Annotated in this window: 10 protein-coding genes; 7 read left to right on the plus strand and 3 right to left on the minus strand. The window is 75.5% G+C overall.

The window, feature by feature from the left end; all coding sequences use genetic code 11:
- Positions 1-98 precede the first annotated feature (98 nt).
- Positions 99-1,031 (minus strand): DUF6597 domain-containing transcriptional factor, encoded by a 933-nt coding sequence (locus ACFYWL_RS09015; RefSeq protein WP_386969425.1) that lies wholly within the window; start codon positions 1,029-1,031, stop codon positions 99-101.
- A gap of 31 nt (positions 1,032-1,062) precedes the next feature.
- Between ACFYWL_RS09015 and ACFYWL_RS09020 the strand changes: the two genes are divergently transcribed.
- The 5 genes from ACFYWL_RS09020 (at position 1,063) to ACFYWL_RS09040 (ending at position 5,573) form a co-directional block, all read left to right on the plus strand.
- Positions 1,063-1,632, plus strand: coding sequence for a TIGR03086 family metal-binding protein (locus ACFYWL_RS09020; protein WP_386969428.1), 570 nt, complete (start codon positions 1,063-1,065; stop codon positions 1,630-1,632).
- Positions 1,633-1,859: 227 nt separating this feature from the next.
- A complete protein-coding gene (locus tag ACFYWL_RS09025; protein WP_386969430.1) occupies positions 1,860-2,396 on the plus strand; it encodes a PadR family transcriptional regulator in 537 nt (178 codons plus the stop codon).
- The gene (locus ACFYWL_RS09030) at positions 2,393-3,151 is read left to right on the plus strand and encodes an ABC transporter ATP-binding protein (protein ID WP_386969432.1); all 759 of its coding nucleotides are present in this window, start codon (positions 2,393-2,395) and stop codon (positions 3,149-3,151) included. Before ACFYWL_RS09025 ends, ACFYWL_RS09030 begins: the two co-directional genes overlap by 4 nt.
- Positions 3,148-4,611, plus strand: a complete 1,464-nt coding sequence (locus tag ACFYWL_RS09035) for an FtsX-like permease family protein (protein ID WP_386969435.1) — start codon at positions 3,148-3,150, stop codon at positions 4,609-4,611. Before ACFYWL_RS09030 ends, ACFYWL_RS09035 begins: the two co-directional genes overlap by 4 nt.
- 14 nt (positions 4,612-4,625) lie before the next feature.
- Positions 4,626-5,573, plus strand: coding sequence for a threonine/serine dehydratase (locus tag ACFYWL_RS09040; protein ID WP_386969437.1), 948 nt, complete (start codon positions 4,626-4,628; stop codon positions 5,571-5,573).
- A gap of 55 nt (positions 5,574-5,628) precedes the next feature.
- On the opposite strand, the gene ACFYWL_RS09045 is transcribed toward ACFYWL_RS09040, so the two are convergent.
- Complete coding sequence (locus ACFYWL_RS09045) at positions 5,629-7,725, minus strand: S9 family peptidase (protein ID WP_386969440.1); 2,097 nt, start codon at positions 7,723-7,725, stop codon at positions 5,629-5,631.
- Between the two features lie 111 nt (positions 7,726-7,836).
- Here ACFYWL_RS09045 and ACFYWL_RS09050 point away from each other — a divergent pair, with 111 nt between their 5' ends.
- Positions 7,837-9,195, plus strand: coding sequence for an FAD-binding oxidoreductase (locus ACFYWL_RS09050; protein WP_386969442.1), 1,359 nt, complete (start codon positions 7,837-7,839; stop codon positions 9,193-9,195).
- Between the two features lie 240 nt (positions 9,196-9,435).
- On the opposite strand, the gene ACFYWL_RS09055 is transcribed toward ACFYWL_RS09050, so the two are convergent.
- Entirely contained in the window at positions 9,436-11,517 is a 2,082-nt protein-coding gene (locus tag ACFYWL_RS09055) for a SpoIIE family protein phosphatase (protein ID WP_386969444.1), read from the minus strand.
- 212 nt (positions 11,518-11,729) lie between these two features.
- Between ACFYWL_RS09055 and ACFYWL_RS09060 the strand changes: the two genes are divergently transcribed.
- On the plus strand, positions 11,730-13,575 hold a 1,846-nt coding region (locus ACFYWL_RS09060), incomplete at its 3' end, for a HAMP domain-containing protein (RefSeq protein ID WP_386969447.1).

The raw sequence follows: 13,575 nt of genomic DNA on the forward strand, positions 1-13,575 counted from the left end.
GGCCGCGATTCCGCAGCTCCCCACGGGAGTACGGAGGGCGTCCGCGGAGCGAGCGTCGATGCTCGACCACTTCGCCGAGGAGTTGCGCCTCGCCCGGCTCACCCCGGCCGACTGAGCGAGCGGGCGTACGCGGCCGGGGTGAGGCCCGTCGCGGCGGTGAACTCGCGGATCAGGTGGGCCTGGTCGGCGTACCCGAGGTCGGCGGCGAGGGCCGCCCAGTCGATCGGCCGGCCGTCGGCGGCGTGCTCGATGGCCTCCTGGATGCGGTACCGCCGGATCACCCACTTCGGGCCGACGCCGACGTGGTCGAGGAACAGCCGTTGCAGCCGTCGGGTGGTGGTGCCGTGCCGGCGGGCCAGCTCGTCGACCCGCAGCACGCTGCGGTCGGCGCGGATCTCCCCGGCCAGCGCCATCGCCTCCGCCGCGCCCGGCTCGACCGCCGGCAGGGCGGTCATCGGCGGACTGGCCGACGGCAGGGCGGTCATCGGCGGACTGGCCGCCGGCAGGGCGGTCGCCGGGGCGGCAGCCGCCGACCGGGTCGCCGTCAGCGAGGCGGGGCGGGGGCGCCAGGCGAGCAGGAGGGCGTCGAGGGCGGCGGCGCGCTCGTCGTCCGTACCGTCGCACGGGTGTCGGCCCGCGACGAGCCCGGCGGGCAGCGGGCGGCGCTCGCCGGTCAGCTCCGCGACCGGTCGCGGCCAGAACGGGCGGAACCCGCCGGGGCGGAACTGCACGCCGCTGACCCGGCCGGTGCCGGCGAGGTTGATCCGGAACAGGTCCCGCCCGACGCCGGCCACCTCGGCGGACTCGGAAACGGCCCTGCCCGCAGAGTCGCGGCGGAAGACGAGGTTGACCGCCGGGTGCGGGAGCACGCGCTGCTCGAACGGCTCGTCGAGGTCCCAGTCGATCAGCCAGTAGTGCTCGACGTACGGCCGCAGGGCGGGGGCCGGCGGCAGGCGGCGGAAGCGGACCTCGCGCCGCAGCCGCGCGGGGTCGAGAATGCCCCGGTTGTCGGCGCGCGGCTGGTGTCGCATTTCTTCAAGCTAGCCCTCATACGCTGCACCCATGAGCACGAAGACGAGTGAACTGCTGGCGGACGCCGCGCCGCGCGCCGTGGCGGTGGTCCGGGCGATCTCCGACGACCAGTTCGACCTGCCCACCCCGTGCGCGGACTACTCCGTGCGGGACCTGCTCGGCCACCTCTTCCAGGTGGTGGTCAACTTTCAGGAGTTGGCCGCCCGGCGGCCGGTGGACTGGGCGGACAAGACCGACCGCCTCACCGACGGCTGGCGGGACCGGTTCGCCGCCGAGACGCAGCGGCTGGTGACGGCGTGGGCCGACCCGGCCGCGCTGGAGGGCGTGTCGCCGGGGATGGGCCTGCCGCAGGAGACCGTCGGCGAGATGGCGCTGATCGACCTGACCGTGCACGCGTGGGACCTGGCGCGGGCGACCGGCCAGCCGTACGAGGCCGCGCCGGCCGTGATCGCCACGCTGGTCGCGTTCATGGACCGGATGGGCGAGATGGGCCAGCGGATGGGCGCCTTCGCCGCCCCGGTCACCGCCCCGCCGAACGCCACCCCGCTCGACCTCGTCCTGACCCGCATGGGCCGGCACCCCCACTGGTCACCAAGCTGACCGCTCCTTGCCGCGCTCAGCTTGCCCCGGTGATCAACTCGCCCCGGTGATCAAGAGAAAAGCGTCAAAGTTGATCTTCGTCATGACGCAAATCTCTTGATCACCGGGGCGGGGAGCGGGAGGGAGCGGGAGGGAGCGGGACCGGGCGGGGCGGGGCGGGGGAGCGGGACCGGGCGGGGCGGGTGGGGTGCTTGACGATGCTATTCGCTCAGTGAATAGTGGGGTGTGTGTCCATCCCGCACGTGCTGCTTGGCCTGCTTGCCGAGGGCGACAAGCACGGGTACGAGCTGAAGCGCGCCCACGACCGGCGGCTGCCCCGGGCGCGTCCGTTGGCGTTCGGGCAGGTCTACGCCACGCTCGGCCGCCTCCAGCGGGACGGGCTCGTCGCGCCCGCCGGCCAGGACCGCGACGCCGGCCCGGACCGCACCGCCTACGCGCTCACCCCCGCCGGGCGCGACGCCCTGGCCGCCTGGCTCGCCGAGGTCGAGCCGCCTTTGCCGTACGTGGCCAGCACGCTCTTCGCCAAGGTGGTGGTGGCACTCCTGGTCGCCGACGCGGGCCACGTCCGGTCGTACCTCGTCGCCCAGCGCCGGGCGCACACCGACCGGCTGCGCGAGCTGACCGCCGTCAAGACGGACCCCTCGGCCAGCCTCGACGACGTCGTCGCGGCCGACTACGCCATCGCCCACCTCGACGCCGACCTGCGGTGGCTGCACACCACCCTGGAGCGGGTCGCCGACTGGCACCGGGAGGTGCACTCGTGACGGAACTTCAGGCTCGCGGCGTGGTGAAGGCGTACGGGCCCACACCCGCGCTGCGCGGGATCACCCTCGACGTCGCCGAGGGGGAGATCGTCGCGGTGACCGGCCCGAGCGGCTGCGGCAAGTCCACCCTGCTGCACTGCCTGGCCGGCATCCTGCGCCCGGACGCCGGCCAGGTTTTCTGGCGGGGCGAGCGGATCGACACCTGGTCCGAGGCGGCCCGGTCGAAGCTGCGGCGCACCGAGTTCGGGGTGCTGTTCCAGTTCGGTCAGCTCGTGCCCGAGCTGACCGTGGCGGAGAACGTCGCCCTTCCGCTCCTGCTCGCCGGCACGGGGCGGCGAGCAGGGCGGACGGTGGCGACGGCCTGGCTGGCCCGGCTGGGCGTGGCGGACCTGGCCGACGCCCGGCCGGGCGAGCTGTCCGGCGGGCAGCAGCAGCGCTGCGCGCTGGCGCGGGCGCTGGTCACCGAGCCCCGGGTGATCTTCGCCGACGAGCCGACCGGCGCGCTCGACACGCTGGCCGGCGAGCAGGTGCTCACCCAGCTCGTCCGGCTGGCGCGCGAGCAGCGCACGTCGGTCGTGCTGGTCACCCACGAGCCGCGCATCGCCGGGTACGCCGACCGCGAGGTGATCCTCCGCGACGGCGAGGTCGACGGGGCCGGCCTGGGGCTCGACCTGCCGGCGGCGGGCGCGCCCAGGCCGGGGCTGCTGCCCGCCGGGGCGCCGGCGGGCGAGGCGCCGGAGGGCGGGGCACGGTGAGGCCGGGCACCCTGGGCCGGCTCGCCCTCGCCGGCACCCGCGCCGACACCATCCGGGTGGTGCTGACCGCGCTCAGCGCCGCCCTGGCCGCCCTCGCCGGGCTGGCCGCGCTGACCGTGCTGGCCATCCCGACGCCGCCGGCCACCGACGACAACGGGGTCCGCTGGTCGCTCCAGTACGCCACGGCGCTGCTGCGCGAGCCGGGGCTGCGCGGCGGTACGGCCTTCGCGTTGCTGCTGCTCGCCCTGCCGGTGCTGGCGCTGGCCGGGCAGTGCGCCCGCCTCGGCGCGCCGGCCCGCGACCGCCGGTTGGCCGCCCTCCGGCTGGCCGGCGCGACCCCCGGCCAGGTGACCCGGCTCGCGGCGCTGGAGACCGGGGTGGCCAGCCTGCTCGGCACCGTCGGCGGCCTGGTCGTCTTCCTGGTCGCCCACGAGCTGCTCGACCGGCCCGACGCGGACGGCCGGCTCGCGTTGCCCACGGACGTGCTGCCGTCGCCCGTCGCGCTGGGTGCGGTGGTGCTCGGGCTGCCCGCCGTCGCGGCGGCGGCCACCGCGTTGCTGCTGCGCCGGGTCGTCTCCACGCCCTTCGGCGTGGTCCGCCGCGTCCGGCGGGACCGCCCGCCCCGCCCGTGGTTCGCGCTGCTCGTCCCGGCCGGCGTGGGATCCTTCGCCGGCTACTTTCCGCTGCTGCGCTGGCTGGAGCGCCACGACGTGCAGGCGCCGCTGCCGTACCTGCCGATCCTGGTCGCCGCCGGAGGGCTCGCCGCCCTGGTCGGAACGGTGCTCGCGGCGGGCTGGTTCTCGTACGCCGCCGGCCGGCTGCTGCACCGTCTCGCCCGGGGGCCGGCCGCGCTGCTGGCCGCCCGCCGGCTCGTCGCCGACCCGTGGGCCGGCAGCCGCACCTTCGCCGCGCTCCTGGCCGCCGTGCTGTTCGGCGGGGGCGCGGCGGCGTACCGGGCGAACTTCCAGGCCCGGTACGCCGCCGAGCTGGCCGAGGCACGCTCGTCCGGCGACATGGCCCGGGCGGGGGACACGTTCTACCTGGACACGATCGGGCTGGTGGACCTCGCCGTGGCGGTGGCCGTCACGATCGCCGCCGGTGGGCTGCTGGTCGCGCTGGTGGAGGGGGTCGTGGCCCGTCGCCGGGCGTACGCGGCACTGGTCGCCCAGGGCGTGCCCCGGGGCGTGCTGGGCCGCTCGGTTGCCTGGCAGGCGCTCGCCCCGGCGGTGCCGGCGGTGCTGCTCGCCCTGACCGTGGGGCTGCTGCTCGGGCGGTTTTTCGCGGGTCCGGTACGCACCTCCACGGTCGCCGGGGCGGAGCGGTTCGTCATGCCCGGCGTACCCCTGGAACACCTGGCCCTGCTCGCGGCGGGCGCGGTGGCCGCGGTGGCCCTCACGGTCGCGGTCGGGCTGATCTTCCTGCGGGCCAGCACCACCGTCGAGGAGCTGCGGGCGACCTGAGGCAGGATGGCCCCGTGGATCTCGTGACGCTCGCCGACATCCGGGCCGCCGCCGCCGACATCGCGCCGACCGTCCTGCGCACGCCGCTGCTGCGCGCGCCGTGGGACGACGGGCTGTGGCTGAAGCCGGAGAGCCTGCAACCGGTCGGGTCGTTCAAGCTGCGCGGGGCCACCCACGCGGTCGCCCGGCTCGAAAGCGACCAGCGGGCCCGGGGGGTGGTCACCCACTCGTCCGGAAACCACGGGCAGGCCCTCGCGTACGCGGCGCGGGCCGCCGGTGTGCCGTGCACGGTGGTGGTGCCCGAGGGCGCACCCGAGGTGAAGGTGGCCCGGATGCGGGCGTTCGGCGCGGAGGTGCTGCTCGTCCCGCCGGCCCGGCGGCTGGCGGAGGCCCAGCGGATCGTCGCCGAGACCGGGGCGGCCCTGGTGCCGCCGTTCGACGACCGGCGGATCATCGCCGGCCAGGGCACCGTCGGGGCGGAGATCGTCGCCGACCTGCCCGACGTCGACGTGGTGCTGGTGCCCGTCGGCGGGGGCGGCCTCGCCTCCGGCGTCGCCACGGCGGTGAAGGCGCTGCGCCCGTCGACCGCCGTGTACGGCGTCGAGCCGCTGCTCGCCGCCGACGCGCGGGACTCGCTCGCCGCCGGGCGGGTGGTGACCTGGGACGTGGAGCTGACCTACCGCACGTGCGCGGACGGGCTGCGCACCAACCTGTCCGAGTTGACCCTCGCCCACCTGCGGGACCGCCTCGACGGCATCGTCACGGTGACCGAGGAGGAGATCCGGGCCGCCGCCGGCCGCCTGATCCGCGAGGCCCGGCTGGTCGTCGAGCCCAGCGGCGCGGTGGCCACGGCCGCCCGGCTGTTCCACGCGGACGAGCTGCCGCCGGGGCGTACGGCCGCGGTGGTGACCGGCGGCAACGCCGACCCGCAGGTCCTCGCCGACCTGGTCACCACCGCCTGACCAGTGGTGAGAAGGGTGCCCTTCTCGACCGTATGCGTTAACAGGGGGCCCTTCCTTACGCAGCGCCGAGGCGGTCGAGGATCCAGGCGTTGACGAACGCCTCCTCGCGCCACGAGTCGTACCGGCCGCTCGGGCCGCCGTGCCCGGCGCCCATCTCCGTCTTGAGCAGGTAGTCGCCCTGCGGGGCGACCGCCCGCAGCCGGGCGATCCACTTGGCCGGCTCGTGGTAGAGCACCCGGGTGTCGTTGAGGCTGGTCACCGCGAGGATCGCCGGGTAGTCCACCGGGGCCACGTTCTCGTACGGGGCGTACGACTTCATGTACGCGTATACCTCGGGGTCGTCGAGGGGGTTGCCCCACTCCTCCCACTCGGTGACGGTCAGCGGCAGCGACGGGTCGAGGATCGAGGTGAGCGGGTCGACGAAGGGCACCTGCGCGACGACGCCCGCGAACGCGTCCGGAGCGAGGTTGGCCACCGCGCCCATCAGCAGGCCGCCGGCCGACGCGCCCCGGGCCACCAGCCGGTCGGCCGACGTCCAGCCCGACTTGACCAGGTGCCGGGCGCAGGCCACGAAGTCGGTGAACGTGTTCTTCTTGGCCAGCATCTTGCCCTGGTCGTACCAGCGTCGGCCCAGCTCCCCGCCGCCCCGCACGTGCGCGACGGCGAAGACCACGCCCCGGTCCAGCAGGGAGAGCCGGGCGACGGAGAACCACGGGTCCATGCTCGCCTCGTACGAGCCGTAGCCGTAGATGACGCAGCCGGCCGAGCCGTCGCGGGGGGTGCCGGCCCGGCAGACCAGCGAGATCGGCACGCGCGTGCCGTCGTCGGCGAGCGCCCAGTCCCGGTGCTGCTCGTAGTCGGCCGGGTCGTACGCGCGGCCGTCCGGGCCGGGCAGGACCGGCTTGCGGCGGCGCAGGGTCAGCTCCCGGGTGACCAGGTCGTAGTCGTACACCGACTCGGGGGCGACCAGCGAGGCGTAGCGCAGCCGGACCTGCCGGGTGCGGTATTCCGGGTTGCTGTCCAGCCCGACGCTGTAGAGCGGCTCGGGAAAGTCGATGTCGTGGCCGTCGCCGCCGCCGACCGGCAGCACCCGCAGCCCGGTCAGCCCGTTGGTGCGCAGCGACACGACCAGGTGGTCGGCGAACGCGTCGACCGACTCCAGCCGGGTGCCGGGGGTGTGCGGGATCAGCGGCACCCAGTCGCCGGGCGCGTCCGCCGAGGTGTACGCGAGCGCGAAGTCCTCGGCGTCGTCGTTGTGCAGGATCAGGAAGCGGTGCCCGTGGTGCTCGACGCTGTATTCCACGCCCTGCCGCCGGGGCGCGACGGACGCCGGCTGGCCGGTGGGGTTGCCGGCGGGGATGACCAGCACCTCACTGGTGATCTTGCTGTGGATGTCGATCAGGATGAACTTCTCCGACCGGGTCAGCTCGACACCGACCCAGAACCGCTCGTCGTCCTCCTGGTGGACCACCACGTCCTCCGTGGACGGGGTGCCGATCCGGTGCCGCCACACCCGGTGGGGCCGCCAGGCGTCGTCGACGGTGACATAGAACAGCACCGAGGCGTCGGCCGACCAGGCCGTGCCGTAGAACGTGCCCGGCACCTCGTCGGCCAGCACCTCGCCGGTGGTCAGGTCCTTCACCCGCAGCGTGAACCGCTCGTCGCCGCTGAAGTCGGTCGAGTAGGCCAGCCAGCGGCCGTCGGGGCTCACGTCGAACGCGCCGAGGGAGAAGAAGTCGTGCCCCTCGGCGAGCAGGTTGCCGTCGAGCAGCACCTCCTCGCCGTCGAGCGGGGCGCCGTCCACGCTGACGGGCGGGTCGGTCTCGCCGTCGCGGACCGCGCGGCGGCAGTGCACGCCGTACTGCTGGCCCTCGACCGTGCGGGTGTAGTACCAGTGGCCGCCCTTGCGGGCCGGCACCGACAGGTCGGTCTCCTGGGTGCGCCGGCGTGTCTCCTCGAACAGGGTGGCCCGCAGCTCCGCCAGGTGCGCGGTGCGCGCCTCGGTGTGCGCGTTCTCCGCCGTCAGGTGGGCGATCGTCTCCGGGTCGTCCTTGGCGGCCAGCCAGGCGTACTCGTCGACGACGGTGTCGCCGTGGTGGGTGCGCTCGCTGGGGACCCGCTTGGCGACGGGCACGGGAGTCTCGGTGGTCACGCCGGTCAGGTTACCGTCCGTCGGGGCCCCGGCACCCGCCCGGCGAGATCGGACGCCCGACACCGGCCCGCCGGCCCGACCGGCTGTTCGAACACATGTACGATTGCGGCCATGGCGACAGCAGCGGGGTCCATCGATCGGTCCGGGGCAGTGGGCATCACCCGTCGGCTGGCGGAGATCTGCGGCCCGCCCTTCGCGCGGTTCGCCGGGGCGGCCGACGAGGTCGCCGGCGCGCAGGCCCGGTGGGTGGCCGTGCCCGGCGCCCCGCAGGCCGCGTCCGAGGTCCTGCGGCTGGCCGCCGCCCACGACCTGACGGTGGTGCCCCGGGGCGCCGGCACGAAGATCGACTGGGGCGTCGCCCCCGCGCACGTCGACATCATGCTCGACACCGGGCGGCTGGCCGGCATCTGCCAGCGGCCCGCCGACGGCGACGTGGCCCAGATCGGCGCGGGCACCCCGCTGCGGGCCGCCCAGGCCACCCTGGAGCGGGCGGGGCGGCGGCTGGCCCTCGACGCGCCCTCGCCCGGTGCCACCATCGGCGGGGTGCTGGCCGCCGACGAGTCCGGCCCGCTGCGGCACGGCCACGGCGGCCCCTGCGAGCAGCTGGTCGGCGTGCGCTACCTGGCCGCCGACGGCGAGCTGATCAGTGCCGGCGGCGGCGCGCCCGGCCTGGAGCTGGCCCGGCTGTTGTGCGGGTCGCAGGGCGGCCTCGGGGTGCTCGTCTCGGCCACCCTGCGGGTGCAGCCGCTGCCGGCGAGCCGCGCCTGGGTCACCCGTCCGGTGTGGAGCCCGCTGGAGGTCGACGGCCTGGTCCGGGAGGTGCTCGCCGCCCGGCTCGACCCGGCGGCCGTGGAGCTGGACCTGCCGGCCCGGGCCAACCGGGTGCGCCCGCCGCTGCACCCCGACGCCCCGGAGGCCCTGGCCCGGGCCCGCCACCCCTCCATGTTCCGGCGCACGGTGACGCCGGCCGGCGCGGGCAGCCTGACCGTGCTGCTGGAGGGCGGCACCGCCGACGTCGCCGCACGCGCCGATGGGCTGCGCGGCCTGCTGGGCGGCGAGGCGAGGGTCGAGCACTCGGCGCCGCAGTGGTGGCGGCGCTATCCGTTCGGCCCGGGCGAGACCGCGCTGCGCATCGAGGTGCCGGTCAGCGACCTGCACGCCGCCGTCTACGCGCTGCGCGACGCGGCCGGCGGCCCGGTGCCGGTGCGCGGCTCGGCCGGCCAGGGCGTGCTGCACGCCGCCCTGCCCGGCACCCTGCCCGCCGAGCGGGTGGCGTCCATCGTCGCCGGGGTGCGGGCCGTCCTGCTCGCCCGGCGGGGCCGGTGCGTGGTGGTGGCCGCGCCGTCGCCGGTGCGGGAGGCGGTCGACCTGTGGGGCGAGCTGGCCTCGCTGCCCCGGCTCCGGGCGGCGAAGGAATACCTGGACCCGCACCAGCGGCTAGCCCCGGGCCGCCTCCCCGGCGGCCTCTGACCGCCCTCCCCGCCCCGCGCCCGGCCGCCGGGTGCCGGGTGCCGGGCCGCCGGGCCGCCGGGCGTGGGGGCGGCTCGCCATGTCGGCGACATGGCGGTATCCCCGGCCCGGGATACCCCCATGTCGCCGACATGGCGGCGCGCAGCCGCCCCCCCCGCGCGGACCCGCGCGGACCCGTCCCCGCGCGGACCCGCCCCCGGGCAGGCCCGCGGCGCGGGCCTGCCCGGCGGGGCGCAGGCGTCAGCGGCGGTCGTTGCGCAGCACCAGGATCGCGATGTCGTCGCGGGGCGTCTCGGCCGAGAACCCGATCGCCGTCGACCGCAGCCGGGCGGCCACCACGTCGGCCGAGTAGCCGGCCAGCGGCCCGGCGGACTCCCGCAGCCGCTCCGTGCCGAACAGCTCCCGGCCGCGCCGACGCTCGGTCACCCCGTCGGTGTAGAAGATCAGCGAGTCGCCGGGGGCCAGGGTCAGCTCGGCGGCCGGCGAGGCGATCGCGTCGAGCAGGCCGAGCGCGGTGCCGCCGGCCCCGACGAACGCGGCGCCGTCGCCGGCCCGCAGCAGCACCGGGCGGTCGTGCCCGGCCAGGTGCAGGGACACGTTGAGCTGATCGCCCTCGCCCGGCCCGACGGCCGCCAGCGCCAGCGTGCAGTAGCGCCCGCCGCCCCGCTCGACCAGCGTGTTGTTGAGCCGGCCCAGCGCCTCCGGCAGCGGCTTGCCGTCGCTGACCAGCACCCGGATGACGTCCCGGACCAGCCCGGTGACGGCCGCCGCCTCGACCCCCTTGCCGGACACGTCGCCGACCACCACGAGCCAGCGCCCGTCGGGCAGGGGGAGCACGTCGTAGAAGTCGCCACCCACCTCGGCGTCGTCGCCGGTCGGCACGTACTCGGCGGCGAAGCCGATGCCGTCGACGACCGGCAGGACCGGCGGCAGCAGCGACCGCTGGAGCGTCTGCGCCACCCGCCGCCGCTCGGCGTGGATGCGGGCGTTCTCGATGGCCAGGGCAGCCCGCCGGGCCACGTCCTCCAGCACGGCCACCTCGTCGGGGTCGTGCCGGTGCCGCTGGTGGCGGCCCACCGCGAGGGTGCCCAGCCGCTGCCCGCGCGCCACCAGCGGGACGGCGAAGCCCTCCATCGGCCCGCCCAGCGGCACCTGCGACCCGATCCGGGACGCCTCGCGCAACCGGGACTGCACCGAGTCCGTCCCCGTCTCGCGGAGCACCTTGTGTAGCTGCGGCAGCACCGACTCGTCGGCGTGGGTGGCCGCCGCGAGCCACAGCCGCCCCCACTCGTCGGCCGTGTGCACCGCGCACCACTGGCCGAGCCGGGGCACGACGAGCTGCGGGATCAGCACCATCGTCAGCTCGACGTCGAGGGACTGGGCGAGCAGCTCGCCCGCCTCGGCCAGGAACGTCAGCCAGGCCTGCCGGCGTACGTCGGCCCGGCGCAGCCGGTCGTTCTCCAGGTGCAGCGAGAGCCGTTCGGCGGTCAGCACGGCGAGCGGTCGCGCGTACGTCGAGGGGGCCGCGTCCAGCTCCAGCTCCCCGACGTACGGCCGGTGCACCGCCAGCGGCACCCGCAGCAGCTCGTTGCCGGCGCGAGGGGTGCGGCCGTACCGGGCCAGCACCTGCCGGCCCAGCCCGTCGCCCCGGTCCAGCCGGACGAGGCCGCCGGCCGCGCCGACCATCTCGGCGAGCCGGGTGAGCAGGTCGGTGGCGAAGTCCGGCAGCGGATCGTCGGCGTACTGGTCGGGGGCGGTCTGCATCAGCTCGCTGATCGCCCCGGCGCTGGGCCCCGCGTGCTCCGCGCCACCGGTCGGCGTCGCCGTGCCGCCGGCGGCACCGGCCTGGGGCCCGGCGGCGATCCCCTGCCCGTCGGTGGGGCCGGCCCGGTCCAGCCGGAACCACACCCCCTTGCCGGTGGGCAGGTAGGTCGTGCCCCACCGGCTGGCGAAGTGGTCCACCAGCAGCAGCCCCCGGCCCCGCTCGGACACCTCGTTGATCTCCGAGGTGTCGTTGCGTACGCCGACGGTCAGCTCGTCGACCGACCCGGCGGCGAAGTCGGAGACCGTCACGGTGAGGCCGACGTCGTCGCCGACGACCTCGATGTCCAGTTCGGTGCGGGCGTGCTCGACGGCGTTGGTGGTCAGCTCGGTGGTGAGCAGCAGGGCCTCGTTGAGCAGGTCGTCGAGGCGCGCGGCGGCGAGCACGGAGCGGACCAGGGCGCGGGCGGCGGCCGGTGTGCGCCGGTCGGCGGGCAGCCGGACCCGCCGGACGCGCTCGTCCGGACCCTCGAAGGCCGCCGGCCCCGCCTCCGCTGACACCTTCGTATCCTCCACCGCCGCCCGGCCCCGCGCCAAGCTGATCCGGCGGTCCGGGCGGCCGTGCCGGGCGGGCTGTGGCCCCGGCACGGCGGTGCCGCCGGGCGTGGCGGGCCGGCGGGCGGCGCGTCCCGGGAGCCCAGGCGGGCACAATGAGGGAACGGCCGGTGCGTTCGACGGGCGCCGGCGGCCCCCGGAACTCAGCGAGGAATGCGATGACCACGGCGAAACACCCGGTAGCCGCGGACCCGTCCGCGCCGGACCAGGCCGCTCTGCTCGGCGAGCTGGCGGAGGCGCTGCGGCGCGTGCGCGGCGGTGACCTGAAGGTGCGGCTGCGGCCCCGGGCGGGCGCGGCCGGCGAGGTGGCGGACGCGTTCAACGAGGTGGTGGCCCTCCAGGAGCGGCAGCACCGCGACCTGCTGCGGATCAGCCGGGTCGTCGGCCGGGACGGCCGGCTCAACGAGCGCCTGGAGGAGGAGGGGCTGGAGGGGTGCTGGGCGGAGGACCAGCGGGCGGTCAACTCGCTCATCGACGGGCTGGGCCGGCCGACCACCGAGATCGCCCGGGTGATCGTGGCGGTGGCCGACGGCGACCTCTCCCAGCACATGGCGCTGGAGATCGACGGCCGCCCGCTGCGCGGCGAGTACCTGCGGATCGGCCGCACCGTCAACACGATGGTCGACCAGCTCTCGTCCTTTTCCAACGAGGTGACCCGGGTGGCCCGGGAGGTGGGCACGGAGGGCAAGCTCGGCGGCCAGGCCGACGTGCGCGGCGTGGCCGGCACCTGGAAGGACCTCACCGACTCGGTGAACACCATGGCGTCGAACCTGACGGGCCAGGTGCGGTCGATCTCCCAGGTGGCGACGGCGGTGGCCCGGGGCGACCTGTCGCAGAAGATCACGGTCGGGGCGCGCGGCGAGGTCGCCGAGCTGGCCGACACGATCAACTCGCTCACCGACACGCTGCGCCTCTTCGCCGAGCAGGTGACCCGGGTGGCCCGGGAGGTGGGCACGGAGGGCAAGCTCGGCGGCCAGGCCGACGTGCCGAACGTCGCCGGCACCTGGAAGGACCTGACCGACAGCGTCAACTCGATGGCGTCGAACCTGACCGCCCAGGTGCGCAACATCGCGCAGGTCTCGACGGCCGTCGCCCGGGGCGACCTGTCGCAGAAGATCACCGTCGCCGCGCAGGGCGAGATCCTGGAGCTGAAGGACACCGTCAACACGATGGTGGACCAGCTCAGCTCGTTCGCCGACGAGGTGACGCGGGTGGCGCGTGAGGTGGGCATCGAGGGGAAGCTGGGCGGCCAGGCCCAGGTGCGCGGAGTCTCCGGCACCTGGCGCGACCTCACCGAGAACGTCAACCAGCTCGCCGGCAACCTGACCAGCCAGGTCCGCAACATCTCGCAGGTCTCGACGGCGGTGGCGAAGGGTGACCTGTCGCAGAAGATCACGGTGGACGCGCAGGGCGAGATCCTGGAGCTGAAGAACACCGTCAACACGATGGTGGACCAGTTGTCGTCGTTCGCCGACGAGGTGACGCGGGTGGCGCGCGAGGTGGGCACCGAGGGGAAGCTGGGCGGTCAGGCCCAGGTCAAGGGCGTTCTGGGTACGTGGCGGGACCTGACCGACAACGTGAACTCGATGGCGTCGAACCTGACGTCGCAGGTGCGCAACATCGCCTCGGTGACCACGGCGGTGGCGAAGGGTGACCTGTCGCAGAAGATCACGGTGGATGCCCGGGGCGAGATCCTGGAGCTGAAGTCGACGGTGAACACGATGGTGGACCAGCTCAGCTCGTTCGCCGACGAGGTGACGCGGGTGGCGCGCGAGGTGGGCACCGAGGGCAAGCTCGGCGGCCAGGCCCAGGTGCGCGGCGTCGCCGGCACCTGGCGGGACCTGACCGACAACGTCAACTCGATGGCGTCGAACCTCACCGCCCAGGTGCGCAACATCGCCCAGGTCTCCACGGCGGTGGCGAAGGGTGACCTGTCGCAGAAGATCACGGTGGATGCCCGGGGCGAGATCCTGGAGCTGAAGTCGACGGTGAACACGATGGTGG

Origin of the sequence: Micromonospora sp. NPDC002575 (assembly GCF_042889525.1) — a bacterium.
Taxonomy (GTDB): Bacteria; Actinomycetota; Actinomycetes; order Mycobacteriales; family Micromonosporaceae; genus Micromonospora; species Micromonospora carbonacea.

Excerpts from the sequence above, each read along its gene's own strand:
- ACFYWL_RS09015 (WP_386969425.1), bottom strand. The coding sequence starts at position 1,031 with ATGCGACACCAGCCGCGCGCCGACAACCGGGGCATTCTCGACCCCGCG.
- ACFYWL_RS09020 (WP_386969428.1), top strand. The coding sequence starts at position 1,063 with ATGAGCACGAAGACGAGTGAACTGCTGGCGGACGCCGCGCCGCGCGCC.
- ACFYWL_RS09050 (WP_386969442.1), top strand. The coding sequence starts at position 7,837 with ATGGCGACAGCAGCGGGGTCCATCGATCGGTCCGGGGCAGTGGGCATC.